Genomic DNA, 25,711 nt, shown 5'->3' on the forward strand with positions numbered 1-25,711 from the left:
TTTTTGGTCCTTAGGCTTTTTTGTCTTCACCAATGAGCAACTTGGTGTCGGATAGGTACATGTGCGGCGGCACTTCGAGGTTGTCTGGTGCCGGCTTGTTTTTGAAAACGCGTCCGGCGAGATCGAACGTGGAACCGTGGCAGGGGCAGAAAAAGCCACCAGGCCAGTCATCGGGCAGTGAGGGTTGCGCGCCACTCTTGAACTTGTCCGAGGGCGAGCAACCCAAGTGCGTGCAGATACCAACCACCACCAGGTACTCGGGCTTGATGGCGCGGCTTTCATCCTTGCGCGCATAGTCGGGGGCCTGCTCGGTGGGTTTGCGCTGCGACAGCGGGTCAGCCAGCTGGTCGTTGTGCTTGGGCAATTCGGCCAGTTGCTCGGGTGTGCGGCGCACGATCCAGACCGGCTTGCCACGCCATTCGACCGTCATTTTTTCGCCTGGCAGGAGCGCTGAAATGTCGGCCTCAACCGCAGCTCCGGCGGCTTTGGCGCGCTCGGAGGGCTGGAGTGAGCTGACAAAAGGAACGGCTGCGGCGATACCGCCCACGGCTCCGGCACAGCCGGATGCGATCAGCCAGGTTCTTTTACTCGGGTCGATGGGGCCGCTTGCGGCAAGCGTTTCACTCATGAGTGTCCTCAATGGAAAAGATGGATATTGGTAACAACCCTTGATTCTAACGGAGCCCTTTGTCACTTATGCGATAGGGCGGTCTCGCCAGATTCTGCAACGTAGCGGCTTTTGCAGAGCTGGCGCGCCATGCGAATGGCTTCGATCAGGCTGGCAGCATCGGCTTTGCCCGTGCCCGCAATGTCGAAGGCGGTGCCGTGGTCAGGGCTGGTGCGCACCAAGGGCAAGCCCAGCGTCACGTTGACGCCTTTGTCCACGCCCAGGTACTTGACCGGAATCAGGCCCTGATCGTGGTACATGGCCAACACCACATCGAACTCGCCGGGCTGGCCGGGTCGCGCCCGGGCGCGCATGAACACCGTGTCGGGGGCGATCGGGTCGCTGGCCAGCACGCCTTGGGCGCGCGCCGCCTGCACAGCCGGGCCGATGATGTCAAGCTCTTCGCGGCCAAACAAGCCACCCTCGCCCGCGTGAGGGTTCAAGCCGGCCACGCCAATGCGGGGCGCCCGGCCCAACACGGCTTGCAGCGCGTGGTGGGTGATCTGCAAGGTCTGCAACACCTGATCGAACGTGACAGCCGCCAACGCTTGCAGCAGCGACACATGAATGCTGACCAGCACCACGCGCAGCTCGTCGTTGGCCAGCATCATGCGCACCGGCAGCTGCGCCACCGTGGTGTTCACATGCGCCGCCGCCAACGCCTGCAGCAGCTCGGTGTGCCCCGGAAAAGCGTCATAAGGCGCTCCAGCCAGCGACAACGCGGCTTTGTTGAGAGGCGCGGTGACCATGGCTGCCACCTCGCCGCGCAGCGCAGCGTTGGCCGCCCAGATCACGCAATCACCGGCCAGTTGTCCGGCTCGGGCGCTGAGTTGGCCAAACAGCGCGGGTGGCTGGCCTTGCAGCGCCGTCGAAGTGATTTGCCAAACCGGCACACAGCGGGGTGGGCAGTGCAGCGCCTCCTGCACGTCGGTCAACAGGGCCACGGGCAGGGCCACACCAGCGCCAGCCACGATGCCTGCCGCCCGGCGCAGGGTGGCCACATCGCCCACCACAAAACAGCCTCGCGTGACATCTGGCGCATCGCGAAACGCCTTGACAATGATCTCCGGGCCAATACCGGCGGGGTCGCCCAGGGTAATGGCAATGGGCAGGGAAAGTGAGGTTTCTGTCATGTCAGGCGGGGTTGTCGATGTCGGTGAATTCATGCACCAGCCCCAATTGGGCGGCCACATGCGCGGCCACGGCGGGTGCGCCGTAGCGCTCACTGGCGTGGTGGCCACAGGCCAGATAGGCCACGCCGCACTCGCGCGCATAGTGCGCTTGCGGCTCGGAAAGCTCGCCGGTGATGAAGGCGTCGGCCCCGGCGGCAATGGCGGCCTCAAAATAACTTTGCGCGGCGCCCGTGCACCAGGCAATTTTTTTAATCGGTCGATGCGCCTCATCGACCAGCAACACCGGGCGATTCAGGACCTGCTGAATGTGCCCCGCCAGGGCTTGTGCTGACGCAAAGGGCTGGCCGTCGGCACGCGCCCCAAGCCAACCCAGCTCCTGCTCGCCAAAACGCGACTGCCCCAGCAGCCCCAGCTTCAAGCCAAGCTGCGCGTTGTTGCCCAATTCAGGATGCGCATCAAGCGGCAAATGGTAGGCAAACAGGTTGATGTCGTGTGCCAGCAGCAAAGCCAGACGCTGCTTCATCCAGCTGGTGACGCGGCCGTCCTGGCCACGCCAAAACAGGCCGTGGTGGACAAAAATGGCGTCGGCCCCGGCGGCAATGGCGGCCTCGATCAGGGCCCGGCTGGCGGTGACCCCCGAAACGATTTTGCGCACCCGGGCGCAGCCTTCCACCTGCAGGCCGTTGGGGCCGTAGTCGCGAAAACGCTCGGGTTGCAGTAGCGCATCAAAAGCGTGCAATAGTTCGGCTCGTTCACACATGCTTATGTCAGCTCCTTGGTCGCAGCGATGATAAGCCGACAGGTCAGGCAGCTTTCTTGACCCCCGAATAGCCTGCCGTGCGGACATCAGGCAAAGCTCGGCTCTTGAAATGGGTCAGGACACCTACAATTTATCAGAATGTTTGTTGTCCCATTTTCACCCGGCCACGCGCCTGCAATGTCATGAAAAGATTTTGGCTCCTGTTTTCCCAGTCTGTCACGGTGTTGCTGGCCGCCTATTTTGTGGTTGGCACGCTCAAACCCGCCTGGCTGGAGGGCCGCAACATCCGCTCAACCACCGTCGCCTTGATTGAAGCGCCCGCCACCACGGTAGCCAGCGTGCCAACCGGCAGTTTCCGGCTGGCAGCGCAAAAGTCTTCGTCGGCAGTGGTCAGCATCAACACCAGCAAAAATGCCAGGTCGGGTCAGAACGACATGGACCCGTGGTTCAGGTTCTTTTTTGGCGACCAAGGCAATGCGCCGCAGGTGGGGCTGGGCAGCGGCGTGATTGTGAGCGCCGCTGGCTACATTTTGACCAACAACCATGTGGTGGAAAGCGCCGACGAGATCGAGGTGATCCTCAACGACAGTCGGCGCGCGCCCGCCAAGGTCATCGGCACCGACCCCGACTCCGACCTCGCCGTGCTCAAAATCGCGCTTGACCGGCTGCCAGTGATGGTGCTGGGCAACTCCGACAGCCTGCAGGTGGGCGACCAGGTGCTGGCCATTGGCAACCCCTTTGGCGTCGGCCAGACCGTGACCAGCGGCATTGTCAGCGCGTTGGGGCGCAACCAGTTGGGCATCAACACGTTCGAGAACTTCATCCAGACCGATGCCGCCATCAACCCCGGCAACTCGGGCGGTGCGCTGGTGGACATCGAGGGCAACCTGCTGGGCATCAACACCGCCATTTACTCGCGCTCGGGTGGCAGCATGGGCATTGGCTTTGCCATTCCGGTGTCCACCGCCAAGCTCGTGCTCGAAGGCATTGTGAAAGATGGCCAGGTCACGCGCGGCTGGATTGGCGTCGAGCCCAGCGAGCTGACGCCTGAACTGGCGCAAACCTTTGGCGTGTCGGCGCGCCAGGGCGTGATCATTACCGGTGTGCTGCAAAACGGCCCGGCGGCCTTGGCGGGCATGAAGCCGGGCGATGTGGTGACCGCCGTGGCGGGGGCCGAGGTCCGCAACGTGGCCGAGTTGTTGAGCCAGGTGGCAGCGCTCAAGCCAGGCACGGCTGCCGCATTTGAAGTGCAGCGCGCCGACGGGACCATGACGCTGCAGGTGTCGCCGGGGGTTCGCCCCAAAGCACGTCGCCGGGTGCGCTAACGCGTAACGATCAGTCGGTGTCGGCCGCTCCAGCGGCGTCATCGGGTGCTTGGCTTTGCCTGATGAAAATTTGTGCAGCCCAGATGCCCACCTCGTACAGCAGGCACATGGGAATGGCCAGCGCCAGTTGCGACACCACATCGGGCGGCGTCACGATGGCCGCGATGATGAAGGCCAGCACGATGAAATAGCCGCGGAATTCCTTGAGCTTTTCAATGCTGAAAATGCCCATGCGAGCCAGCACCACCACCACCACCGGCACCTCAAAAGCCATGCCAAACGCCAAGAACATCGACAGCACAAAACCCAGATAGGCCTCGATGTCGGGGGAAGCCGTGATGCTGGCCGGGGCAAAGCTCTGAATGAATGCAAAGACGCGACCAAAGACGAAAAAGTAGCAGAACGCCACACCCAGGAAAAACAGCACGGTGCTTGACACCACCAGTGGCATCACCAGTTTTTTCTCGTGCGAGTACAGGCCGGGTGCCACGAAGGCCCACAACTGGTAGAGCACCACCGGTAAGGCGATCATGAAGGCTGACATCAGCAGCACTTTGAGCGGCACCATGAAGGGCGATACGACCGAGGTGGCGATCAGCGTTGCGCCCTTGGGCAAGTGCGCCACCAGGGGCGCGGCCATCAGGTCGTACAAGGCGCCCGGGCCGGGATAGATGCCAAGCGCCACAGCGACCACGGCGACAGCGATAAACGCTTTGACCAGGCGGTCGCGCAATTCAACCAGGTGGGCCACAAACGGCTGCTCGGTACCGGCCAGCTCGTCGTCTTTTTTGGGGGAATCAGTCATCGATTGAATTGGGTGGGGCGAAACCGGGCGACCCGGGCCGCGCCCGACAGGGCCTTGGTGCGCACGCCAGCGCGGGCCTTGAACCAGTTGGGCGTAGCGCCTTGCTTGAGGCGCCAATTTTTCCTGGGATGCTGGTACTCGGGCACAGCTTCTGGCAGTGTGATCTGATAGTCCGAAGTGGGCTCGGATGCCGTGCTGGTGGCTTCAGCCCATGTTTTTTCGAAATCCGAAGCACTGCTTTGCACCGACGCGCTGACGTCTTTGGCCGCGCTTTCGACCGTTTCCTTCATCTTCTTGAGCTCGTCGAGCTCCATGGAACGGCTGACCTCGGCCTTGACATCGCTCACATAGCGCTGCGCCTTGCCCAGCAGGGTGCCAACGGTGCGCGCCACACGCGGCAATTTTTCGGGGCCGATGACGATCAGGGCCACGGCACCGATCATGACCAGCTTTGAAATACCCAGATCAATCATGCGAGCCTTGCGCTAGACCACAAGCCGCCAACCATGCACTGATCACGACTTTTGCTTGGCTTCCACGTCAATCGTGGTTTTTTCGGCGGCAGCGGCATTGGCCACCTGGGCGCTCTCAGCAGGCTTTTCTTCAGGCGCAGCACCGCCCTCTTTCATGCCCTCCTTGAAGCCCTTGACCGCGCCACCGAGGTCGCCGCCAAGGTTTTTGAGTTTTTTGGTGCCAAAAACCATGATGACGATCAACAAAACAATCAACCAATGCCAAATAGAAAATGAACCCATGACGGTCTCCTAAAGAATGCGTGGATTTTAAGGGGTGCACCTGATTGGCACGCCTGAAAATGAAAATTTAACCCCGCAACCAGGGGCGCGGGCCACCCATCACGTGCACATGCAAATGGTGCACTTCCTGAGCGCCTTCTGCACCGGTATTGGCCAGCGTGCGGAAGCCGCCTTCGGGGTAGGGATTGCAGCCCTCCTGCAAGGCCAGTTTGGGAATCAGCACCATCATGCGCCCCATCAGTGCCGCGTGGTCTTCTGTGAGCAGCGCCATGGACGGAATATGCAGCTTGGGAATGATCAGGAAATGCACCGGCGCCCACGGGTGGATATCGTGGAATGCAAACAGCTCGTCGTCCTGATAGACCAATTTGGACGGGATTTTGCCCGCCACAATTTTGCAAAACAGGCAATCCGGATCACTCGGCACCACGTGTTCGATCATGCTGACACCTCCATCGGCAAACCTTTGTTCAGGCGCACCATGCCCAGCACGATGCGGTATAAAAACCAGACTGAGATGCCCAGCCAGGCCAGCCATCCTGGCAGGAACAGCAGCAGCCACAGGGGCGCCGTCACCAGGTACAGCAGCGCCGCAATGATGACCGTGCGAATGCGCCAACTGAAGTGCGAAGCGTGCCAGCTGCCCACCGCATCGCCGCGCTTGACCAGGTCGATTACCAGCGCAATGACCAGCAGCAGCGGGCCGAACTGGCCGCCCGGAATCAACGCGCCCACAGCCACAATCAAATGCAAAATGTAGCTGACGGTGCCCCAGGCGTTGAGCCCGTTGAGCGTTTGCAGGTCGAGCTCGCGCCACCGGGCATCGTTTTTCGGGGGTTCGGGGGTGGTGAAGTCCTGGGTCATGGATTTTCTCCTTGCGACTGCGCCTCGCGCACCTTGACCTTGCGCATGGCTTTTTCTTCGAGGCCGCTGGTGCCTTCGCGGCGCTGCAATTCAGTGATCACATCAGCCGGGCTCAGGCCGTAATGGGCCAGCGCGATCATGCTGTGAAACCACAGGTCGGCGACTTCACAGACGATCTTGTGTTTGTCGCCACCGTGGTCAGCGTCTTTGGCCGCCATCACCACCTCGGTGGCCTCTTCGCCAATTTTTTTCAGAAAGGCGTCCGGCCCCTTGTGCAGCAGCCGCGCCACATAGCTGGCCTCGGGGTCGCCACCACGGGCCGGCAGGCGCGATGCGATAACGGCGGCCAGCGCAGCCAGGGAATCAGCAGAATTTTTGTCAGAACTCATCAGCTTTTGTAAATGGTTTGCGGGTCTTTCAGAACCGGATCAACAACTTTCCAGGCACCATTGTCATACACGCTGTAAAAACAACTGTGGCGTCCGGTGTGACAAGCCAGACCCGGCGTGTGGCCGGTTTGCGTGACCTTGAGCAAAATCACGTCCTGGTCGCAATCGACGCGGATCTCATGCACGGTCTGCACGTGGCCGGATTCCTCGCCCTTGAACCATAACTTGTTGCGCGAGCGGCTGAAATAGACGGCGCGCCCCAGCTCGGCGGTTTTTTGCAGCGCCTCGCGGTTCATCCAGGCCATCATCAGCACGTCGTTTGAGCCTTGTTCTTGCGCAATGGCCGGAATCAGGCCTTGCGCATCCCATTTGAGTTGATCGAGAAAGTTCATGGGTGAATTGTCGACGATTGGCCAGCCTTCATCCAAAAAAATATGGCTATCAGAGCAGGCTCACTTCGCGCAGCCTTGATCTGTTCGGCAAACTTTCAGATTCTGACCGGGATACCGCGCGCTGCCATACGGGCCTTGGCCTGCGCCACGGTGAATTCGCCGTAATGGAAAATGCTGGCCGCCAGCACCGCATCGGCGCCGCCGATCTGAATGCCGTCTGCCAAGTGGTCGAGCGTGCCAACACCACCCGAGGCGATCACCGGCACGCTCACCGCGTCACTGACCGCCCGGGTGAGTTCCAGGTCAAAACCCGCCTTGGTGCCATCGCGGTCCATGCTGGTGAGCAAAATCTCGCCGGCGCCAAAGTCGGCCATCTGGCGCGCCCAGGCCACTGCGTCCAGGCCGGTGTTTTTGCGCCCGCCGTGACTGTAAACGTCCCAACCTGCACCAACCGTTTGCCCGTTGGCATCGCGCCGCTGCAGGTCGGCAGTGCTGCGACGTTTGGCATCAATCGCCACCACGATGCACTGTGCGCCATATTTACCCGATGCCTCGCGAATGACCTGCGGATTGGCGATGGCCGCCGAATTGAAACTGGTTTTGTCAGCGCCGGCATTGAGCAGGCGGCGCACGTCTTCGACCGTGCGCACGCCACCACCCACGGTGAGCGGTATGAACACCTGGCTGGCCACGGCTTCGATGATGTGCAGAATCAGGTCGCGGCCGTCGCTGGTGGCGGTGATGTCGAGAAAAGTGAGCTCGTCGGCGCCCTGCTCGTTGTAGCGCGCGGCGATCTCTACCGGGTCGCCCGCGTCGCGCAATTCAACAAAGTTGACGCCTTTGACAACCCGTCCGCCAGTGACGTCAAGGCAGGGAATGATGCGTTTGGCTAGCACAAAGATGTCTGCTGATCAGCCATTGAGCTCTTCGGCGCGCTCTAGCGCCTTTTCAAAGTCCAGGTCGCCGCTGTAGATGGCGCGGCCACAAATCACGCCTTCGATGCCTTCGTCTTCCACCGCGCACAAGGCCTCGATGTCGGCCATGTTTGACAGGCCGCCCGAGGCGATCACCGGAATCGTCAGCGCCTGCGCCAGGCGCACCGTGGCATCGATGTTGATGCCAGTGAGCATGCCGTCGCGGCCAATGTCGGTGTAGATGATGGATTCGACGCCGAAGTCTTCAAATTTCTTGCCCAAATCCACCACATCGTGGCGCGTGAGCTTGCTCCAGCCGTCGGTGGCCACCTTGCCGTCCTTGGCATCGAGGCCGACGATGATGTGGCCGCCAAAGGCGGTGCAGGCGTCCTGCAAAAAGCCCGGATTGCGGACCGCAGCGGTGCCAACAATGACATAGCGCAAACCCGCATCGAGATAACGCTCGATGGTGTCGAGGTCGCGAATGCCGCCACCCAGTTGCACATCGACCTCGCTGCCGATCGTTTTGAGTATTTTGCGAATCGCCGCCTCGTTCTTGGGCTGCCCGGCAAAAGCACCGTTCAAGTCCACCAAATGCACCCGGCGCGCGCCTTTGTCAACCCAGCTGCGCGCCATGACCGCTGGCTCTTCGCTGAAGATGGTGGAGAGTGTCATGTCGCCTTGTTGCAGGCGCACGCAATGGCCGTCTTTAAGATCAATCGCAGGAATTAAAAGCATGATGCTTCAGTGGGAGGGAGTGAATAGGCTTCGACTGGCGCAGCCATGACGATAAAAAAGAATTCAAGGATTCCAGTGGAGAAAATTTCGGTACAGACTCAGGCCATGTTCAGCGCTTTTTTCAGGATGAAATTGGGTGGCGAAAATATTATCACGGGCAATGGCTGAACTGAAGCGCTTGCCATAGTCGGTTTCGCCCACGCTGTGGCGTGGATCAGACGTTTTGGCGTAGAAACTGTGCACAAAATAGAAGTAACTGCCATCGGGCACCTCGCCCCAAACGGGGTGCGGCGCGCCGCCATGGTTGTTGCGCCAGACCTGGTTCCAGCCCATTTGCGGCACCTTGTAGCGGCTGCCATCGGGTTGCAATTGGCCTGCCAGCTCGAATTTGATAACTTCGCCATGAATCAGGCCCAAGCCGGGCGTATTGCCCTCGGCGCTGTGGTCCAGCAGCATTTGCATGCCCACACAGACACCAAACAGCGGTTTGCTGGCGGCCGCTTCGAGCACCGACTGCTGCAAGCCCGATTCACGCAGCTCGCGCATGCAGTCGGGCATGGCGCCCTGGCCCGGCAGCACAATGCGCTGTGCAGCACGCACCACATCGGGGTCTTGTGTGATCACCACCGCAAAACCAGTGCCCACTGCCGCCGCTTTGACGGCCTGCGAGACCGAGCGCAAATTGCCCATGCCGTAATCGACCACAGCAACGATTTTTCCGGTACCGGGATTGACGATTGAATTCATGGTGTCTTGAGCACAACAGGCGAATGCCGGGGCCCTGTTTGGTCTGGGAACTACAGCGAACCTTTGGTGGAGGGAACGCTGCCCAAGGCGCGCGGATCAAGCTCCAGCGCCGCGCGCAAGGCACGGGCAAAGGCCTTGAACACCGTTTCGGCCTGGTGGTGCGCGTTGACACCTTTCAGGTTATCAATGTGCAGCGTGACCAGCGCGTGATTGACGAAACCCTGGAAGAATTCGTGCATCAATTGGCTGTCGAAGTTGCCGATCATGGCACTGGTGAAAGGCACGTCCATCACCAAACCGGGGCGACCCGAAAAATCGATCACAACCCGGCTCAAGGCCTCGTCCAGCGGCACATAGGCATGGCCATAACGGCGAATGCCTTTTTTGTCTCCCACAGCCTTGTAAACGGCTTGCCCGAGCGTGATGCCGACATCTTCAACGGTGTGGTGGCCGTCGATGTGCAGATCACCATCAGCATCGATGTCAAGGTCGATCAGACCGTGGCGGGCAATTTGGTCGAGCATGTGATCAAAAAAACCAATGCCGGTATGAAGGTGCGACTGACCCGTGCCGTCCAGGTTGACGCGCACGGTAATTTTCGTTTCAGCGGTTTGTCGAACCACTTCGGCGCAACGCGGCGTGTTCGTGGTTGATGCATCAGGAAGTTCAGTCAAGGGATAGTTTGTCATGGAAGCGTGATCAACAGGAAAAAACACGGTTTGTTATGCGCCCAGACACCGCTAGTGGTTGCATAAGATTTCATGTTGCAGCATAAGAGTTAAAACTTTATAAAACAACAAATTACGATGCTTACTCAATGTCAAATTAACTCTTTTCACGCCAAGTAAAGTCTGTAAAGTCCAATTTTTGCCGGAATTTCAAAACGTTCGTGCCAAAAGCTTTGACCATTGGTCTCGCTGATTAGTATAGTGCTCTTCCTTGGGCCATCCAAATCACTCCCGCCTCCTGGCGCAGCCCCAGCGCCTGCATGACGGGCGGCACCGGCAAACCGCGCACCAGGGCCGCAGCCAGTTCACCCATGGCAGGCGCAGTCTGAATACCATAGCCGCCCTGCCCTGCCAGCCAGAAAAAGCCGGGGGCATCCGGGGCGAAGCCGACCACCGGGGTCTTGTCGGCCACAAATGAGCGCAAACCGGCCCATTTGCGCCGCACCCGGCGGATGTGCAGCGTGGTGGCAGCCTCCAGCCGGTCCACAGCAATCGCCACATCGAGTTCCTCGGGCTGCACATCTTGCGCCGGCACTGGGTCGGCGTTGGCGGGCGACACCAGCAGCAGCCCGGCCTCTGGCTTGAAGTAAAACGTCTCGCCGGCATCAATCACCAGAGGCCAATCCTGTATCTGCGCGGATGCTGGCACCTCGCATGTGAAAGCAGTGCGCCGCATCGGCACCAGACCCACCGGCCTGATGCCGGCCTGCTGCGCCAGTTCATCGCACCAGGCCCCCGCCGCATTGACCAGAATGGGCGCGCAAAAACGCCCGGCGGGCGTGCTCACGCACCACTGGCCAGATTCAAAGCCGATCTCGCTGACCCCGGCGTTGCACACCAGCTGCGCCCCGGCCACCTTGGCGCCGCGCAAAAACCCCTGGTGAATGGCGTGCACGTCCATGTCCATGGCGTCGGGCTCAAACACCCCATAAACCGCTGCCTCAGGTTTGAGCACGGGCACCCGTTGCAAGATTTCAGCCTGTGTCCACCATTGAATATTGGGCACCAGTGCGCGCATGGCCTCCAGCGTCTGGCGCAGCGCGTCGTGGTCCGCCGCCGCGCCAACGATTAAAGCACCGCGCGGCGTGACCAGCGGATACGACGAAAAACCTTCGGGCGGCTGGAGATAAAAGGGTTTGGAGGCGGTTGTGATGGCGCGCACCGTGGCATTGCCATAAGTTTCCGAATACAGCGCGGCCGAGCGCCCGGTCGAATGGTAGCCGGGCTGCGACTCGCGCTCCAGCACCGTGACCTTGACATGAGGTGCCAGAAAATAAGCTGCCGAAGTGCCCGCCATCCCGGCGCCGATGATGAGAACGTCTGTGCTTTGCATGATTTTCAATTCGTGTTGATCATGCAATCACTGTAACGCGTGTCCGTCCGGTGGTGTCAATCCACTGGCTTGATCGGCACGTAAATCTCGCCGCCTGCGCGCTTGAACGCGTCCGACATATCGGCCATGCCCTCGGTCAGGGCCTGCGCCTCGCTCACGCCTTTGTCTTTGGCGTAGTCGCGCACCTCTTGCGAGATTTTCATCGAGCAAAACTTGGGGCCGCACATCGAGCAAAAGTGCGCCACTTTGCTTGAATCCTTGGGCAGGGTTTCGTCATGAAAGTCGCGCGCCGTGTCGGGGTCGAGCGACAGGTTGAACTGGTCCATCCAGCGGAACTCGAAACGCGCTTTGGACAGCGCATCATCCCGCGCACGCACGCCCGGGTGGCCCTTGGCCACGTCGGCCACATGGGCGGCAATCTTGTAGGTGATGATGCCGACTTTCACGTCGTCGCGGTCGGGCAGGCCCAGGTGTTCCTTGGGTGTCACGTAACACAGCATGGCAGTACCAAACCAGCCGATCATGGCCGCACCAATGCCGCTGGTGATGTGGTCGTAACCGGGCGCGATGTCGGTGGTCAGCGGGCCGAGGGTGTAGAAAGGCGCCTCGTGGCAGTGTTTGAGCTGCTCGGTCATGTTGGCCTGCACCATGTGCATGGGCACGTGGCCGGGGCCTTCGATCATGACCTGCACGTCCTGCTGCCAGGCTTTTTGCGTGAGTTCACCCAAGGTGCGCAGCTCGGCAAACTGGGCTTCGTCGTTGGCATCCGCGCCTGAGCCGGGGCGCAAGCCGTCGCCCAGCGAGTAACTCACGTCATAGGCTTTGAGGATTTCTGTCATTTCATCAAAGTGGCTGTAGATGAAGTTTTCCTTGTGGTGGGCTATGCACCACTTGGCCATGATCGAGCCGCCGCGCGACACAATGCCGGTCACGCGCTGCGCTGTCAGGTGAATGAACGCCAGCCGCACGCCGGCGTGCACGGTGAAGTAGTCCACGCCCTGCTCGGCTTGCTCGATGAGGGTGTCGCGGAAGATTTCCCAGGTCAGGTCTTCGGCCACGCCGCCCACTTTTTCCAGCGCCTGATAGATGGGAACCGTGCCGATGGGCACCGGCGAGTTGCGCAAGATCCAGTCGCGTGTGGTGTGGATGTTGCGCCCGGTGGACAGGTCCATCACCGTGTCTGCGCCCCAGCGGATCGACCAGACCAGTTTTTCAACCTCTTCCTCGATGCTCGACGTGACGGCCGAGTTGCCGATGTTGGCGTTGATCTTGACCAGAAAGTTGCGGCCAATCGCCATCGGCTCAATCTCGGGGTGGTTGATGTTGGCCGGGATGATGGCGCGGCCACGGGCCACCTCGTCGCGCACAAACTCGGGCGTCATGACGCGGGGGATGCTGGCGCCAAAACTGTTGCCGGCCAGTCGCGCCTCGCGCTCAGTGTTGGTCTGGTACTGATCCATCCAGGCCTGCTTCTGATTCTCGCGAATGGCCACATATTCCATCTCGGGGGTGATGATGCCGCGGCGCGCATAGTGCATTTGCGACACATTGGCGCCCGCCTTGGCGCGGCGTGGCGTGCGTTGCAGCCCTCTGGCCTGAGCGCGCAGAGCGGCCAGTGCTTCGGACTCGCCGTTTTTCAGGCCATCGTCGAGGGCGTAAGGTGTACGGCCGGTGTAAGACTCGGTATCGCCACGGGCCGCGATCCACGGGCTGCGCACATGGGGCAGACCTTGGCGCACGTCGATGTGGGCATTGGGGTCGGTGTAGGGGCCGGAGGTGTCATAGACCGTGATGGCTTCGCCGTTGCTTTGCATGATTTCACGCATCGGCACCTGGATGTCGGCCTGGCTACCGGGGATGTAGATCTTGGTGGATGCCGGCAAGGGCGCACGCGTGAGGCGCAACAGTTCTGAAAATTTGTCGGGGGCATTCATGGCTTTGGTCTCCTGTGATGTTGAAAAACAGCGCGGGAGTCTGGCCAACCAAGCCGCAAACATCGACAAGATCAAGCGCAAGGTGTCAGGGTGCAATGACACAAGGCTTGGCACTTCTTACGCCGGTATCAACCGGATCAAGTTCGCGGGTTCGGACGACCATCTCAGTGCCATGACAGCACACCCCGGGCGACTTAAAGTGTAAACGAGCCCTTGAAGACACTGTTGTCAGCATGACCATGGCCTGCTTGGCCAGGCGGTTAATGTCCCGCGAGAATTTCTTTCATGCGAGGTACTACAGTTTTCAGGCAACTGTTCGCCCGGACATCTTAAGATGACGCAGCCTGAAAGGACCCCTGTTATGCCCATCATCACCAACATCGAAGACCTGCGCCTTCTTGCCCAAAAACGTGTGCCGCGCATGTTTTACCAATACGCCGATTCGGGTTCGTGGACCGAATCGACCTACCGCGCCAACAGCGACGATTTCCAGAAAATCAAGCTGCGCCAGCGCGTCGCCATCAACATGGAAAACCGCAGCACCGCCAGCACCATGATCGGACAAAGGGTTGCCATGCCGGTGGCCATGGCACCCGTCGGTCTGACCGGCATGCAGTGCGCCGACGGCGAGATCAAGGCTGCCAACGCCGCCAAAAAATTTGGCATCCCGTTCACACTGTCCACCATGAGCATTTGCTCGATTGAAGACGTGGCAAAGGAAACGGGAGGCCATCCATTCTGGTTCCAGCTCTACGTCATGAAAGACCGCGACTTTATTGAGCGCCTGATTGACCGCGCGCGTGCCGCCAACTGCTCGGCGCTGATGCTCACGCTCGACCTGCAGATCATCGGCCAGCGCCACAACGACATCCGCAACGGCCTGTCGGCGCCACCCAAACTCACCGTGCGCAACATGCTCAACATGATGACCAAGCCGCGCTGGGGACTGGGCATGCTGGGCACGCAGCGACGCGGCTTTGGCAACATCGTCGGCCACGTCAAGGGCATCGAGACCATGGGCACGCTGAGCGAATGGACTGCCAAGCAGTTCGACCCGGCGCTCAACTGGGGCGACGTGGAATGGATCAAAAAGCGCTGGGGTGGTAAGCTCATCCTCAAAGGCATTCAGGACGCCGAAGACGCCCGACTGGCAGTGGCATCAGGCGCTGATGCGCTGGTGGTCAGCAACCACGGTGGCCGCCAGTTGGACGGTGCGCCCAGTTCCATCAGCGCCCTGCCCGCCATCGTCGATGCCGTGGGCAGCCAGATTGAAGTGCACATGGACGGCGGTATTCGCAGCGGGCAAGACGTGCTGAAAGCCCGCGCCCTGGGTGCACGCGGCAGCTACATTGGCCGCGCCTTTTTGTATGGTCTGGGAGCGATGGGCGAGGCCGGTGTGACCCGCGCGCTGGAGATCATCCACAAGGAGCTCGACCTGACCATGGCCTTTTGCGGGCGCACCCACATCGACACGGTGGACAAGGGGATTTTGCTGCCCGGGACGTATCCCGCGTAGCGTGCAGTTATCTTTTGCAATGCCAGGTACTGCTCGCCGATGAGTCGCCGATCACCATCCTGGGGGGGGGAAGCGCGGCTACATCTGAGCCTATGCCAGTGGCGTGCATGAAGACGTTGCAGCCATGGTGCACCACGCCAAGCAGGGGCGCAATGGTCAACATGCCAGGGATTTCTTGCAGCATGCCCCACCCGTGCGTGCGCTCGATCAGAATGCCAATGCAGCGCCACCGGTCAGGCGCTGGGCTGTGGGCAAGAATTGGCTCTTCAGTGGTAGCCTGGCCGCAGGTGCGCGCGCCGCCGACATCATGAGTCTGATTCAGACGGCCAAGATCAATGGCATCGAGCCGCTGACGTATTTGACCGATGTGCTGACGCGGTTGCCTACGCATCCCAATAGTTACGCTTTACTGCCCGATCGCCCTGCTTGGCAGCACCTTCTATGCGATTCTTGTCCACAGACAAGTGATTTACGCTCCACGCTTCCTTCCCACACTTGGTCACCCTCGTGCGGTTGCGATTCGCTTCGTTCGCTGAGATCAGCTTGCGGGAGGACTTGCACCTCCAGAAGCCTGAAAGATCAGGTTCTCAAAGCCGTCAGCACCTCGTCGAGCATCTTCTTGGCATCGCCAAACAGCATGCGGTTGTTGTCCTTGTAGAACAGCGGGTTGTCCACGCCGGCGTAGCCGCTGGCCATGCTGCGCTTCATGACGATGCTGGTCTTGGACTTCCAGACCTCAAGCACCGGCATACCGGCGATCGGGCTGTTGGGATCGTCCTGGGCACTCGGGTTGACGATGTCGTTGGCGCCAATCACCATGGTCACATCAGTGGCCGGAAAGTCGTCATTGAGTTCGTCCATTTCGAACACGATGTCGTAGGGCACCTTGGCCTCGGCCAGCAACACGTTCATGTGGCCCGGCATACGGCCAGCCACCGGGTGAATGCCAAAGCGCACGTTGACGCCCTTGTCGCGCAGATGCTTGGTGATCTCGAACACCGTGTGCTGGGCCTGCGCCACCGCCATGCCGTAGCCCGGCACAATGATCACGCTCTTGGCATCACGCAACAGCTCGGCGGTTTCGCTGGCGCTGATCGGGGTGACCTCACCGGCGGGCTGCTCACCGCCAGCAGCCGCTGCGGGCTTGGCACTGGTGGTCCCAAAACCACCGGCAATCACGCTGATGAAGCTGCGGTTCATGGCGTTGCACATGATGTACGACAGAATCGCACCGCTGGAGCCCACCAGCGCGCCGACCACAATCAGCAAGTCGTTGCTGAGCATGAAGCCAGTGGCTGCTGCCGCCCAACCCGAATAGCTGTTGAGCATGGACACCACCACCGGCATGTCAGCGCCGCCGATGGCCATCACCATGTGGATGCCGAACAGCAGCGCGATCACGGTCATGACGATGATCGGCATCATGCCGTCTGCCACCGTGTGGGCGTCCATGAAGACACCGCCGAAATAAATCACCACCAGCAAGCCGGCAAGATTGAGCCAATGGCGCCCGGGCAGCAGCATCGGGTTGCCGCTGATGCGCCCGCTGAGCTTGCCAAAAGCGATGACCGACCCCGACAAGGTGACCGCACCGATGAAGATGCCAATATAGATTTCAAGCTCATGAATGGTGCGGGCCGAGCCCTCGAACCCTTCCGTGGCCGTGGGGTCAACAAAAGTGGCAAAGCCCACCAGCACCGCAGCCAGACCGACCATGCTGTGCATGAAGGCGACCAGCTCGGGCATTTGCGTCATTTGCACGCTGCGCGCCAGATACAAGCCGATGCTGCCGCCGATGACCATTGCGCCAATGATCCAGGCGTAACCACCGCTGTTGACTTGCGGCCCGAACACCGTGGCCAGCACGGCAATCGTCATGCCGATCATGCCGAACAGGTTGCCGCGGCGGGAACTTTCCTGGTTGGACAAACCGCCCAGGCTCAAAATGAACAAAATGGTCGCGCCGATGTAGGCGACTGTGGCCAGACTCGAATTCATGCGTGGCTCCTTCTTCTTATTTGCGGAACATGGCCAGCATGCGCTGGGTGACGGCGAAGCCGCCGAACATATTGATGGCCGTCAGGGCAATGGCCACCGCCGCGATCCAGGTGATCAGGCTGTTGGGCCGCTCGGCCGCATCCATCAAGGGCGAGATTTGCACCAGCGCGCCAATCGCGATGATGCTCGATATGGCGTTGGTCACGCTCATCAGCGGCGTGTGCAGCGCGGGTTTCACGTTCCACACCACCATGTAGCCGACAAAGCAGGCCAGCACGAACACTGTGAAGTGCGACATGAACTCCTTGGGCGCGCTGTGGCCGATCAGCCAAAACAGCACGGCGACCACGGCGAACATCATGACCAGTTTGCCCGCAGGCATGGGGGCGCTGGGTTCGCCATGGCCGTGCGCCTTTTTGGCCACCGGAGCCGCTGTCGGCTTGGCAGCCGCAGGCGGTGCCGCCGCCACTTTGGGTGCCGGTGGCGGCCAGGTGATGCTGCCCTCCTTGATGACCGTGAGACCACGAATGGCGTCGTCTTCCATGTTGACATTGACGATGCCGTCCTTGGTCTTGCACAGTTCCTCGGTGAGGCGAAACAAGTTGGTGCCGTACAGCGTGGACGACTGCCTGGACAGCCGCGAGACCAGGTCGGTGTAGCCGACGATGGTCACGCCGTGCTTGACCACCGCCTGGCCTGGCTCGGTCAGCTCGCAGTTGCCGCCCTGCTCGGCGGCCATGTCAACAATCACGCTGCCGGGCTTCATGCTCTGCACCATCTCGGCTGTGATCAGCTTGGGTGCCGGTCGCCCGGGGATCAGCGCGGTGGTGATGATGATGTCAACATCCTTGGCCTGCTTGGCGTACATCACGCGCTGGGCTTGCTGGAAGCCTTCGCTCATGACCTTGGCGTAGCCGCCGCCGCCCGAGCCTTCTTCCTCATAATCTACCTTGACGAATTCGCCACCCAGCGACACCACCTGGTCAGCCACTTCGGCACGGGTGTCATTGGCGCGAACGATGGCGCCCAGGCTGGCGGCGGTGCCAATGGCAGCCAGGCCAGCCACGCCGGCACCGGCAATGAAAACCTTGGCCGGCGGCACCTTGCCCGCAGCCGTGATCTGGCCGCTGAAGAAGCGACCAAAAGCGTTGGCGGCCTCAATGACGGCGCGGTAGCCGGCAACCCCGGCCTGCGAGGTCAGGGCATCCATCTTCTGGGCACGGCTGAGCGTGCGCGGCAGCGCGTCGATGGCCAGCACGGTCACCTTTTTGGCGGCCAGCAGTTGCATCAGGTCGGGGTTTTGTGCGGGCCAGATGAAACTGATCAAGTTCTGACCTTCATGCATCAGCGCGACTTCTTCGGGGGTCGGGCCGCGCACCTTGAACACGATGTCGGCGGCGGCCCAAAGCGCTGCCGCGGTGTCAACCACTTCGGCACCGGCGGCGCGATACGCCTCGTCGGTGCAATTGGCCAAATCGCCCGCACCCGATTCGACGGCCACCTTGAAACCGAGTTTGATCAGCTTTTCAACCACCTCGGGCACGGTGGCAACGCGTTTTTCACCTGGAAAAACTTCGCAGGGAATACCAATGCATTGCGGCGTGGGTGGCGATGATGGGGGCGGTGAAACGACGGATTTATCCGATGAGCCTTGAGTGGTGGCACCAGCTTGCATGAAGCGTCTCCTCGTGTGATTTTGGGCAGAACCGAACTAACCGCGCGAGCTTACATCAGTTTTTTCAACTTTGGGAATGGCGACGCATTCACTATTTGATCCATCTCAAACTTTTGGGATGGGTGCCAGCGGCAGGCAATGGCGCAATTTGCCGATAATCCCGGCATGAAAATCCGATGGAAACCCAGCGCCACCGTGGCGGCAATCATTGAGCAAAACGGCAAGTTCCTGCTGGTCGAAGAGCACACCCCCGAGGGCCTGCGCCTGAACAACCCGGCCGGCCATCTGGATGAAAGCGAGAGCTTGGTGAACGCCTGCGCGCGCGAGGCGCTCGAGGAAACCACACACCTGTTCACCCCCACGCATTTGCTCGGTATCTATATGTCGCGCTTTCAGCGCCCGGCGCGTGCGCAACATGCTGCCGAAGACATCACCTACCTGCGCTTTGCCTTCTGCGGCAAGCTCGGCGCAGTGCAACCCGGGCGCAGCCTCGATACCGGCATCGTGCGCACCCTGTGGTTGAGCCCGGACGAGATTCGCGCCAGCTTTGAGCACCACCGCAGCCCGCTCATCGTCAAATGCATGGACGACTATCTGGCAGGCCAGCGCTACCCGCTCACCTTGCTTCACACCGACCCCGGCGTGCTTGAGTCCGGCGCGCCAACCGCGGGCCGGGGCGCATGAGCGCGCTGCGCCAACGCGTGGTGGTGGGCTTGAGCGGCGGTGTGGACTCCGCCGTGACCGCCTGGCTGCTCAAGCAGCAGGGCCATGAGGTGATCGGCATCTTCATGAAAAACTGGGAAGGCGACGATGACGATGACTACTGCTCATCGCGCCAGGATTTTCTGGATGCTGCTGCCGTTGCTGATGTGATCGGCATCGAGATCGAGCACGTCAATTTTGCCGCCGAGTACAAGGACCGCGTGTTTGCCGAGTTCCTGCGCGAATACAGCGCCGGGCGCACGCCCAACCCCGACATTTTGTGCAACGCCGAAATCAAGTTCAAGGCGTTCCTGGACCACGCCATGCGCCTGGGCGCCGACAAGATTGCCACCGGCCATTACGCCCGCGTGCGCTTCAATGCCGCCACCAAAAAGCATGAGCTGCTCAAGGGCCTGGACCCGGCCAAGGACCAAAGCTATTTTTTGCACCGGCTCAACCAGAAGCAACTGGCCAACACGCTGTTTCCGGTGGGTGAGTTGCTCAAAACCGAGGTGCGCCGCATCGCGCTGGAGATCGGCCTGCCCAATGCCAAAAAGAAGGACTCGACCGGCATCTGTTTCATTGGCGAGCGGCCGTTCCGAGAATTTTTGAATCGCTTCATTGCCAAGGAGCCCGGCCCGATCAAGAACGACAAGGGTCACACCATTGGCGAGCATGTCGGCTTGAGCTTTTACACCCTGGGCCAGCGCCAGGGACTGGGCATTGGCGGCCTGAAAGCCAAAGGCGCGCCACGCGGCGGCGGCGACCACGCACCCTGGTTTGTGGCACGCAAAGACATGGGCCACAACACGCTGTGGGTAGTGCAGGGCCACGAGCACCCATGGCTGTTGTCGCACGAACTCACAGCGCAAGATGCCAGCTGGGTCGCGGGCCAGGCGCCGGATGCCACGGCGCTGGCCGCCAAGACTCGCTACCGCCAGCTTGATGCGCCCTGCCACCTGCGCGTGAACGGCGCAGACGCTTTCAGCCTGAAGTTTGCAGAGCCGCAATGGGCCGTCACGCCGGGTCAGTCGGCCGTGCTGTACGACGGCGAGGTCTGCCTGGGAGGCGGCATCATCGCGGGTTAACCGGTTAGCCCATGCGCGCCATCAGGGTTTCCATGTCCTTGAGCATGGCTGCCAGCGACTCCTTTTGTGACACGTCGGGGCGCAGGTGCTCATCCATCTCCTGTTCCATGAAGCAAATGGTCATGCGCATGTAGGTGCTGTCGAGCGCTTTGCGCACCGCAGAGAATTGCTGCGCGATCTTCAGGCAGCTCTCACCCTCTTCGATCATGCGCTGCACACCCCGGATTTGTCCCTCCGCCCGACGCAGTCGGTTCAGAACATCGGTGCGCCCCGCTCCGTTGGTCAATGCAGTCATGCAAGGTCCTTCAGAGAGTCAATGGCAGCCAATTTGCTGTTCCGGCACACCCAGTTTTTTCAGGATGATGCCCAGCGGGCAAAAATTGGTGAAACCAGATTGAAACAAATTGGCACCCACAAAAGCCGTGAAGGCCAACGCCCACTTGCTGACAAACAGCGGGCTGCCCTCCACCCCCAGCGCCAGTGAAATCATGATGAACAGGCCGGCGAAAACCAAAATATAACGTTGTACGGTCATGGTAAAAACTCCTCAGGGACAGTTAAAAAATCAGCTTGCATGCACATTGGCGGGTGCCGTCGGTGGCGCAGCAGGCACCTGGTAGTTACGGCGCCAGTACAGCGCGTAATACAACACCGGAATCACCACCAGCGTGAGCAGGGTGGACACCAGAATGCCAAAAATCAGCGAAATGGCGAGGCCGTTGAAAATCGGATCGTCCAGAATAAAGAAGGCGCCAATCATGGCCGCCAGTCCGGTCAGGGCAATCGGTTGGGCGCGCACGGCGGCTGACTGCACCACCGCGTCCTTGAACGCTACGCCTTGCGCCACCTGCAGCTCGATGAAGTCCACCAACAAAATGGAGTTGCGCACAATGATGCCCGCCAGCGCAATCATGCCGATCATCGACGTCGCAGTGAACTGCGCATTCAGCAAGGCATGCCCGGGCATGACGCCAATGATGGTTAGCGGAATCGGTGCCATGATCACCAGCGGGGTCAGGTAGCTTCTGAACTGCGCCACCACCAGCAGGTAAATCAGGATCAGGCCGACACCATAGGCGGCGCCCATGTCACGGAAAGTGTCATAGGTGATCTGCCACTCGCCGTCCCACTTGACCGCGTACTGGCGATACGGGTCGCTGGGTTGGCTGATCCAGTACTCGCCCAATTCGCCGGTACCGGGCAAAGCTGCCACCTGCAGTTTGTCGCGAATGGCAAACAGGCCATAAAGAGGTGAGTCGAGCTTGCCGGCCATGTCACCAAAAACGTAGCTGACACCCTGCAGGTCTTTGGTGAAAAAGGGCTTGTCGATCACGCCCTGCTCCACTTGCACCAGCTCTGACAGCGGCACCATCTGGCCATTGGCAGCACGCAAAGGCATGGCCAGAATGGCATCGAGCCCGACCTGGTCTGCCAGCGGCAATTGCAGGCGCACCGGCACCGGGTATTTGGTATGGCCATCATGCAGGTAAGCGGCATCGACCCCGCCGAGCGCCATGGCCGCCGTTTGCGCCACCATCGCCACCGAAATGCCCAGCGACTCGGCGCGCTGGCGGCGCACCCGCAGGTAAGCGCGCGGCGCGTCGTCTTTGAGCGAGGTATCCACCCCCACAATGTCGGGCGTGGCCATAAAGGCCTGCGCCACCCGGCGCGCCAGCGCCTGGCGCCCGGCCTCATCCGGGCCATAAACCTCGGCCACCAAGGGCGACATCACCGGTGGCCCAGGTGGCACTTCGACCACCTTGACCAGGGCATGGTGGCGCGCGCCAATTTGCTCCAGCGCCGGACGCAGCCGCTGGGCAATGGCATGGCTCTTGTCATCGCGAAACTGCTTGTCCACCAGATTCACCTGCACGTCGCCCTGCTCGGCATCGGCGCGCAGGTAATACTGGCGTACCAGGCCGTTGAAGGTGATCGGTGAGGCGGTGCCGGCATAGGCTTGCAGGTTCAGCACCTCGGGTTGCTGCGCCAGATAGGCCCCCAACTCATGCAGCGCGGCGGCGGTGTTCTCCAGCGGTGTACCGGTCGGCATTTCGACCACCACCTGGAACTCGCTCTTGTTGTCAAAGGGCAGCATCTTGAGCACCACCCATTGCACCAGGGTCAGCCCCACCGACAGCAGCAATGCCACCAAGATGCCCGCGAGCAGCAGCCAGCGCTTTTTGGCACTGGTCAGGAACGGGGTCAGCACCCAGGCAAAAAGGCGCTGCAGTTTAGGGCCGAGACCAGTCTCTGCGGCCGCAGCGCCATGACCCGGCGCGTGCTGACGCATCACTTTGAGCGCCAGCCAGGGCGTGACCGTGAAGGCAATGACCAGCGAGATGGCCATGCCCAGGCTGGCGTTGATCGGGATCGGGCTCATGTAAGGGCCCATCAGACCGCTGACAAAGGCCATCGGCAGCAAGGCGGCAATCACCGTCAGCGTGGCCAGAATGGTGGGGCCCCCCACTTCATCCACCGCGGCCGGAATGATCTCGCGCAGACTGCGCTCCGGGTACAGGTTTTGATGACGGTGGATGTTTTCCACCACCACAATCGCGTCATCCACCAGAATGCCAATGGAAAAAATAAGTGCAAACAAAGACACCCGGTTCAGCGTGAAGCCCCAGGCCCAGGAGGCAAACAAGGTCGCCATCAGCGTCAGGATGACGGCGGCACCCACAATCACGGCCTCACGCCGGCCCAGCGCAAAGCCCACCAGCAAAATCACCGAGCCGGTGGCAAAGGCCAATTTCTGGATCAGCTTGTTGGCTTTTTCTGCCGCCGTCTCGCCATAGTCCCGGGTGATGGTGGTTTGCATGTTGTGGGGGATCACGGTGTTGCCCAGCTCCTGCACCCGCGCACGCACGGCGCGTGCCACATCGACCGCGTTGGTGCCCGGTTTTTTGGTCACCGTCAGGGTCAGGGCCGGATAGACCCCGCCAGCCGCCACGGCCTGATCCGCCCCCGGCGTGAACCACACATAGCGCTGCGGCAACTGCGCACCCGTCTCGATGCGCGCCACTTCGCGCAAAAACACCGGTTTGCCCTGGCTGATGCCGACCACCAAATCGCCCACATCCTGCTCCGAGCGCAAAAACTCACCCGTTTCCACGCTCAGCATCTGGCCACCGGGCACCTGCGGGTCAAGCACCGCGCCAGACGGCATGCTGGTATTGGCTGCGGCCAGCAAGGCCTTGAGCGACAACACATCAACACCGCGCTCGCGCAGGCGCACCGGATTGAGCCAGACATGCACCGCGCGCTGCGGTCCGCCAATGGTTTTTACCTCGCGCGTTCCAGGCACCCGCTTCAATTCGACCTCAACCGTGCTCGCGACACGCTCCAGGTCAACCGCGGGCAGCGCGTCCTTGCTCCACAAGGTCACCGCGATCACCGGCACATCGTCAATGCCCTTGGGCTTGACAACGGGCGTGAGCGTGCCCAATTCGCTTGGCAACCAGTCCTGATTGGCATTGAGCACGTCATACAGCCGCACCAGCGCCTCAGTGCGCGGCACCCCCACCTTGAACTGAACGGTCAAAACCGCCATGCCGGGCCGCGCCACCGAGTAGGTGTGCTCAATGCCGGCAATCTGACTCAGTACCTGTTCAGCCGGACGCGCCACCATGTTGTGCACATCAACGCTGCTGGCACCGGGGAACGGGATCAGCACATCGGCCATGGTGACGTTGATCTGCGGCTCTTCTTCGCGCGGCGTCACCAGCACGGCAAACAGGCCCAGCAAAAGCGCTACCAGCGCCAGCAAAGGGGTGATGGCGTTGAGCTTGAACGCGCGCGCCATGCGCCCGGAAATGCCCATTTGGTTTTCGTTCAACATGCTGATCTCACTTGCCCGGGTTGACAACGGCCGTGGCCCCCGCCAGCCCGGCGCGCACCGGCTCCAGCGCCACTTGGTCGGCATCAGTCAAACCGGCCAACACCTCAACGCCCTGCACGCCGTGCTCGGCGCCAAGTCGAATCGCCTTGAGCGCAAAGCCCTGGCCAGACACCACATAAACCGCCGTCAACTCACCCCGGCGCAACACAGCGGAGGCAGGAATGAGCAAGCGCTGCGACTGGCCTGCGGCAAAGCGCACCCGCACCTGCTGGCCCGGCAACAAGCCCCGGCTTGCGCTGGCAGGCAATTCAAGGCGCCACTCAATGGTTTGCGACACCGCGTCTGCCGTGGGCAGGTGGCTGGTCTGGCTGGGTCGGACCCATTGGGGCGAGCCATCGGCCGCGCGCACCTGCACCTCCACGGCGCTGCTGCCCTGCACCAGGCTTGAGCGCGACACCGGCACCTGCACCACCGCCCGCAGCGGCAAGGGCGCATACAAGGTCAACAAAGGTTTGCCGGGAAAAGCCAGGTCGCCGGCCTCGGCCAGTGTTTGCAACACAAAGGCATCGAAAGGTGCCGTCACGCGCGTGAAGCCCTGCGACAAGCCGGACTGCTTTTCGCCTGCACTGGCCTGGTCGCGGCCCGCTTGCGCAGACTTGAGCTGGGCATCGGCCGTGTCCATGGCGGCCTGGCTGACAAACCCCTGCGCCAGCAGCTCGCGCGTGCGATCAAAATTGGCTTGGGCGTTGCGCAACTCGGCCTGCGCCTGCGCTGCCTGGGCCCGGCTAAGCTGCACCCCGGTTTGCGTTTCGCGGTCGTCAATGGTGGCCAGCAACTGCCCGGCCCGTACCACATCGCCCGCCTTGACCACCAGCGTGACCAACCGCCCTGAAGCCTGGGCCGACACCGTGCTTTGCTTGACTGGCTGCACCACGCCATCCATTTCAAAGCCGCTGCCCACAGCCTTGAGCTGCACGGCCGCCACGTTCACTGTGGCAGGCGTTTGCGCCGCTACCGACAGCGCTGCCAGCGACATGAGCGCAAGCAACGACCGGCCCACCCGACCGCACCGAACCACGGAACGCAATAAAGATGACTTGTGCATAAGGCTTCCTGAAAAATACTCTGGCTAGTATATTTGAATACCCCCACCAGTACATGAGAAAACGCAATAGACCATAAAAAACCCCGGAAAATCATCGACTTTCCGGGGTTTTTATTGAAACCGTACTGACTCAGAACGGTTATACCCAGTCAAATTTGTAACTGAAAGCGGGCTAAAAGTCCCTCCGTTTTACCTCCCTGAACGGAGCCCGAAAGGGTTACTGCCCAGCCCAGCGCTGGGCTTTTTTTGGACGGCACATCGCACTCCAGCAGCCAAACCTCCCAAAAAATCCACCTCCTGCTCGG

The 25,711-nt window shown here is 61.0% G+C and carries 26 protein-coding genes, 1 pseudogene and 1 riboswitch; of the genes and pseudogenes, 5 read left to right on the plus strand and 22 right to left on the minus strand.

Annotation, left to right across the window (positions count from 1 at the left end):
• Positions 1–10: 10 nt before the first annotated feature.
• From petA to IBX54_RS00950, 3 genes are all read right to left on the minus strand, one after another.
• Positions 11–628 carry a ubiquinol-cytochrome c reductase iron-sulfur subunit gene (gene petA, locus IBX54_RS00940; protein ID WP_296540787.1) on the minus strand — a complete coding sequence of 206 codons (618 nt, stop codon included), beginning with the start codon at positions 626–628 and terminating at the stop codon, positions 11–13.
• Positions 629–690: 62 nt separating this feature from the next.
• Complete coding sequence (gene pdxA, locus IBX54_RS00945; RefSeq protein ID WP_296540788.1) at positions 691–1,800, minus strand: 4-hydroxythreonine-4-phosphate dehydrogenase PdxA; 1,110 nt, start codon at positions 1,798–1,800, stop codon at positions 691–693.
• A 1-nt stretch (position 1,801) separates the two neighbouring features.
• Entirely contained in the window at positions 1,802–2,560 is a 759-nt protein-coding gene (locus IBX54_RS00950; protein ID WP_296540789.1) for a Nif3-like dinuclear metal center hexameric protein, read from the minus strand.
• Positions 2,561–2,742: 182 nt separating this feature from the next.
• On the opposite strand from IBX54_RS00950, the gene IBX54_RS00955 reads away from it, so the two are divergent.
• Positions 2,743–3,885: a trypsin-like peptidase domain-containing protein gene (locus IBX54_RS00955; RefSeq protein ID WP_296540790.1), complete on the plus strand. Its 1,143-nt coding sequence runs from the start codon at positions 2,743–2,745 to the stop codon at positions 3,883–3,885.
• A gap of 10 nt (positions 3,886–3,895) precedes the next feature.
• On the opposite strand, the gene tatC is transcribed toward IBX54_RS00955, so the two are convergent.
• The 13 genes from tatC to thiC all read right to left on the minus strand — a co-directional run bounded on the left by tatC (position 3,896) and on the right by thiC (position 13,484).
• Entirely contained in the window at positions 3,896–4,690 is a 795-nt protein-coding gene (gene tatC, locus IBX54_RS00960; RefSeq protein WP_296540791.1) for a twin-arginine translocase subunit TatC, read from the minus strand.
• The gene (tatB, locus tag IBX54_RS00965; protein WP_296540792.1) at positions 4,687–5,163 is read right to left on the minus strand and encodes a Sec-independent protein translocase protein TatB; all 477 of its coding nucleotides are present in this window, start codon (positions 5,161–5,163) and stop codon (positions 4,687–4,689) included. The genes tatC and tatB overlap by 4 nt, the downstream gene beginning before the upstream one ends.
• Positions 5,164–5,205: 42 nt before the next feature.
• Positions 5,206–5,445, minus strand: coding sequence for a Sec-independent protein translocase subunit TatA (gene tatA / locus IBX54_RS00970; RefSeq protein WP_296540793.1), 240 nt, complete (start codon positions 5,443–5,445; stop codon positions 5,206–5,208).
• A 67-nt stretch (positions 5,446–5,512) separates the two neighbouring features.
• Positions 5,513–5,887 carry a histidine triad nucleotide-binding protein gene (locus IBX54_RS00975; protein ID WP_296540794.1) on the minus strand — a complete coding sequence of 125 codons (375 nt, stop codon included), beginning with the start codon at positions 5,885–5,887 and terminating at the stop codon, positions 5,513–5,515.
• Positions 5,884–6,309 carry a hypothetical protein gene (locus IBX54_RS00980; RefSeq protein ID WP_296540795.1) on the minus strand — a complete coding sequence of 142 codons (426 nt, stop codon included), beginning with the start codon at positions 6,307–6,309 and terminating at the stop codon, positions 5,884–5,886. Before IBX54_RS00980 ends, IBX54_RS00975 begins: the two co-directional genes overlap by 4 nt.
• Positions 6,306–6,698 carry a phosphoribosyl-ATP diphosphatase gene (locus IBX54_RS00985; protein ID WP_296540796.1) on the minus strand — a complete coding sequence of 131 codons (393 nt, stop codon included), beginning with the start codon at positions 6,696–6,698 and terminating at the stop codon, positions 6,306–6,308. Before IBX54_RS00985 ends, IBX54_RS00980 begins: the two co-directional genes overlap by 4 nt.
• A complete protein-coding gene (gene hisI / locus IBX54_RS00990; RefSeq protein ID WP_296540797.1) occupies positions 6,698–7,090 on the minus strand; it encodes a phosphoribosyl-AMP cyclohydrolase in 393 nt (130 codons plus the stop codon). Before hisI ends, IBX54_RS00985 begins: the two co-directional genes overlap by 1 nt.
• 95 nt (positions 7,091–7,185) lie before the next feature.
• On the minus strand, positions 7,186–7,986 hold the full coding sequence (hisF, locus tag IBX54_RS00995; protein WP_296540798.1) for an imidazole glycerol phosphate synthase subunit HisF: 801 nt from the start codon (positions 7,984–7,986) through the stop codon (positions 7,186–7,188).
• A 15-nt stretch (positions 7,987–8,001) separates the two neighbouring features.
• On the minus strand, positions 8,002–8,742 hold the full coding sequence (gene hisA, locus IBX54_RS01000; protein WP_296540799.1) for a 1-(5-phosphoribosyl)-5-[(5-phosphoribosylamino)methylideneamino]imidazole-4-carboxamide isomerase: 741 nt from the start codon (positions 8,740–8,742) through the stop codon (positions 8,002–8,004).
• A 63-nt stretch (positions 8,743–8,805) separates the two neighbouring features.
• Positions 8,806–9,489 (minus strand): imidazole glycerol phosphate synthase subunit HisH, encoded by a 684-nt coding sequence (hisH, locus tag IBX54_RS01005; protein WP_296540800.1) that lies wholly within the window; start codon positions 9,487–9,489, stop codon positions 8,806–8,808.
• A 50-nt stretch (positions 9,490–9,539) separates the two neighbouring features.
• Positions 9,540–10,178 carry an imidazoleglycerol-phosphate dehydratase HisB gene (gene hisB / locus IBX54_RS01010; protein WP_296540801.1) on the minus strand — a complete coding sequence of 213 codons (639 nt, stop codon included), beginning with the start codon at positions 10,176–10,178 and terminating at the stop codon, positions 9,540–9,542.
• 232 nt (positions 10,179–10,410) lie between these two features.
• Positions 10,411–11,550 carry an FAD-binding oxidoreductase gene (locus IBX54_RS01015; RefSeq protein ID WP_296540802.1) on the minus strand — a complete coding sequence of 380 codons (1,140 nt, stop codon included), beginning with the start codon at positions 11,548–11,550 and terminating at the stop codon, positions 10,411–10,413.
• A 56-nt stretch (positions 11,551–11,606) separates the two neighbouring features.
• Positions 11,607–13,484 (minus strand): phosphomethylpyrimidine synthase ThiC, encoded by a 1,878-nt coding sequence (gene thiC, locus IBX54_RS01020; RefSeq protein ID WP_296540803.1) that lies wholly within the window; start codon positions 13,482–13,484, stop codon positions 11,607–11,609.
• 96 nt (positions 13,485–13,580) lie between these two features.
• A riboswitch (TPP riboswitch) is annotated at positions 13,581–13,682 on the minus strand.
• A gap of 163 nt (positions 13,683–13,845) precedes the next feature.
• On the opposite strand from thiC, the gene IBX54_RS01025 reads away from it, so the two are divergent.
• Both IBX54_RS01025 and IBX54_RS01030 read left to right on the plus strand, forming a co-directional pair.
• Positions 13,846–15,000, plus strand: coding sequence for an alpha-hydroxy acid oxidase (locus IBX54_RS01025; protein ID WP_296540804.1), 1,155 nt, complete (start codon positions 13,846–13,848; stop codon positions 14,998–15,000).
• A gap of 232 nt (positions 15,001–15,232) precedes the next feature.
• Positions 15,233–15,388: pseudogene (locus IBX54_RS01030) on the plus strand (transposase domain-containing protein); the annotation flags it as partial.
• Positions 15,389–15,579: 191 nt separating this feature from the next.
• On the opposite strand, the gene pntB reads toward IBX54_RS01030, so the two are convergent.
• Together pntB and IBX54_RS01040 are read right to left on the minus strand one after the other, a co-directional pair.
• On the minus strand, positions 15,580–16,998 hold the full coding sequence (gene pntB, locus IBX54_RS01035) for a Re/Si-specific NAD(P)(+) transhydrogenase subunit beta (protein ID WP_296540805.1): 1,419 nt from the start codon (positions 16,996–16,998) through the stop codon (positions 15,580–15,582).
• 16 nt (positions 16,999–17,014) lie between these two features.
• Entirely contained in the window at positions 17,015–18,673 is a 1,659-nt protein-coding gene (locus IBX54_RS01040) for a Re/Si-specific NAD(P)(+) transhydrogenase subunit alpha (protein WP_296540806.1), read from the minus strand.
• Between the two features lie 165 nt (positions 18,674–18,838).
• Here IBX54_RS01040 and IBX54_RS01045 point away from each other — a divergent pair, with 165 nt between their 5' ends.
• Both IBX54_RS01045 and mnmA read left to right on the plus strand, forming a co-directional pair.
• Positions 18,839–19,357, plus strand: coding sequence for an NUDIX hydrolase (locus IBX54_RS01045; protein ID WP_296540807.1), 519 nt, complete (start codon positions 18,839–18,841; stop codon positions 19,355–19,357).
• Positions 19,354–20,463 (plus strand): tRNA 2-thiouridine(34) synthase MnmA, encoded by a 1,110-nt coding sequence (gene mnmA / locus IBX54_RS01050; protein WP_296540808.1) that lies wholly within the window; start codon positions 19,354–19,356, stop codon positions 20,461–20,463. Before IBX54_RS01045 ends, mnmA begins: the two co-directional genes overlap by 4 nt.
• A gap of 4 nt (positions 20,464–20,467) precedes the next feature.
• Here mnmA and IBX54_RS01055 read toward each other — a convergent pair whose 3' ends face one another.
• Genes IBX54_RS01055 through IBX54_RS01070 form a run of 4 tightly spaced genes read right to left on the minus strand, consistent with a single transcriptional unit; the run spans position 20,468 to position 25,406 of the window.
• Positions 20,468–20,758 (minus strand): metal-sensing transcriptional repressor, encoded by a 291-nt coding sequence (locus IBX54_RS01055; protein WP_296540809.1) that lies wholly within the window; start codon positions 20,756–20,758, stop codon positions 20,468–20,470.
• Between the two features lie 18 nt (positions 20,759–20,776).
• Entirely contained in the window at positions 20,777–20,998 is a 222-nt protein-coding gene (locus IBX54_RS01060; protein WP_296540810.1) for a DUF2892 domain-containing protein, read from the minus strand.
• A gap of 30 nt (positions 20,999–21,028) precedes the next feature.
• Positions 21,029–24,301: an efflux RND transporter permease subunit gene (locus IBX54_RS01065; protein ID WP_296540811.1), complete on the minus strand. Its 3,273-nt coding sequence runs from the start codon at positions 24,299–24,301 to the stop codon at positions 21,029–21,031.
• A 7-nt stretch (positions 24,302–24,308) separates the two neighbouring features.
• A complete protein-coding gene (locus IBX54_RS01070; protein WP_296540812.1) occupies positions 24,309–25,406 on the minus strand; it encodes an efflux RND transporter periplasmic adaptor subunit in 1,098 nt (365 codons plus the stop codon).
• Positions 25,407–25,711: the final 305 nt, after the last annotated feature.

Origin of the sequence: Rhodoferax sp. (assembly GCF_014859475.1) — a bacterium.
Taxonomy (GTDB): Bacteria; Pseudomonadota; Gammaproteobacteria; order Burkholderiales; family Burkholderiaceae_C; genus Rhodoferax.

Excerpts from the sequence above, each read along its gene's own strand:
- petA (WP_296540787.1), bottom strand. The coding sequence starts at position 628 with ATGAGTGAAACGCTTGCCGCAAGCGGCCCCATCGACCCGAGTAAAAGA.
- pdxA (WP_296540788.1), bottom strand. The coding sequence starts at position 1,800 with ATGACAGAAACCTCACTTTCCCTGCCCATTGCCATTACCCTGGGCGAC.
- IBX54_RS00950 (WP_296540789.1), bottom strand. The coding sequence starts at position 2,560 with ATGTGTGAACGAGCCGAACTATTGCACGCTTTTGATGCGCTACTGCAA.
- IBX54_RS00955 (WP_296540790.1), top strand. The coding sequence starts at position 2,743 with ATGAAAAGATTTTGGCTCCTGTTTTCCCAGTCTGTCACGGTGTTGCTG.
- tatC (WP_296540791.1), bottom strand. The coding sequence starts at position 4,690 with ATGACTGATTCCCCCAAAAAAGACGACGAGCTGGCCGGTACCGAGCAG.
- tatB (WP_296540792.1), bottom strand. The coding sequence starts at position 5,163 with ATGATTGATCTGGGTATTTCAAAGCTGGTCATGATCGGTGCCGTGGCC.
- tatA (WP_296540793.1), bottom strand. The coding sequence starts at position 5,445 with ATGGGTTCATTTTCTATTTGGCATTGGTTGATTGTTTTGTTGATCGTC.
- IBX54_RS00975 (WP_296540794.1), bottom strand. The coding sequence starts at position 5,887 with ATGATCGAACACGTGGTGCCGAGTGATCCGGATTGCCTGTTTTGCAAA.
- IBX54_RS00980 (WP_296540795.1), bottom strand. The coding sequence starts at position 6,309 with ATGACCCAGGACTTCACCACCCCCGAACCCCCGAAAAACGATGCCCGG.
- IBX54_RS00985 (WP_296540796.1), bottom strand. The coding sequence starts at position 6,698 with ATGAGTTCTGACAAAAATTCTGCTGATTCCCTGGCTGCGCTGGCCGCC.
- hisI (WP_296540797.1), bottom strand. The coding sequence starts at position 7,090 with ATGAACTTTCTCGATCAACTCAAATGGGATGCGCAAGGCCTGATTCCG.
- hisA (WP_296540799.1), bottom strand. The coding sequence starts at position 8,742 with ATGCTTTTAATTCCTGCGATTGATCTTAAAGACGGCCATTGCGTGCGC.
- hisH (WP_296540800.1), bottom strand. The coding sequence starts at position 9,489 with ATGAATTCAATCGTCAATCCCGGTACCGGAAAAATCGTTGCTGTGGTC.
- hisB (WP_296540801.1), bottom strand. The coding sequence starts at position 10,178 with ATGACAAACTATCCCTTGACTGAACTTCCTGATGCATCAACCACGAAC.
- IBX54_RS01015 (WP_296540802.1), bottom strand. The coding sequence starts at position 11,550 with ATGCAAAGCACAGACGTTCTCATCATCGGCGCCGGGATGGCGGGCACT.
- thiC (WP_296540803.1), bottom strand. The coding sequence starts at position 13,484 with ATGAATGCCCCCGACAAATTTTCAGAACTGTTGCGCCTCACGCGTGCG.
- IBX54_RS01025 (WP_296540804.1), top strand. The coding sequence starts at position 13,846 with ATGCCCATCATCACCAACATCGAAGACCTGCGCCTTCTTGCCCAAAAA.
- pntB (WP_296540805.1), bottom strand. The coding sequence starts at position 16,998 with ATGAATTCGAGTCTGGCCACAGTCGCCTACATCGGCGCGACCATTTTG.
- IBX54_RS01040 (WP_296540806.1), bottom strand. The coding sequence starts at position 18,673 with ATGCAAGCTGGTGCCACCACTCAAGGCTCATCGGATAAATCCGTCGTT.
- IBX54_RS01045 (WP_296540807.1), top strand. The coding sequence starts at position 18,839 with ATGAAAATCCGATGGAAACCCAGCGCCACCGTGGCGGCAATCATTGAG.
- mnmA (WP_296540808.1), top strand. The coding sequence starts at position 19,354 with ATGAGCGCGCTGCGCCAACGCGTGGTGGTGGGCTTGAGCGGCGGTGTG.
- IBX54_RS01055 (WP_296540809.1), bottom strand. The coding sequence starts at position 20,758 with ATGACTGCATTGACCAACGGAGCGGGGCGCACCGATGTTCTGAACCGA.
- IBX54_RS01060 (WP_296540810.1), bottom strand. The coding sequence starts at position 20,998 with ATGACCGTACAACGTTATATTTTGGTTTTCGCCGGCCTGTTCATCATG.
- IBX54_RS01065 (WP_296540811.1), bottom strand. The coding sequence starts at position 24,301 with ATGTTGAACGAAAACCAAATGGGCATTTCCGGGCGCATGGCGCGCGCG.
- IBX54_RS01070 (WP_296540812.1), bottom strand. The coding sequence starts at position 25,406 with ATGCACAAGTCATCTTTATTGCGTTCCGTGGTTCGGTGCGGTCGGGTG.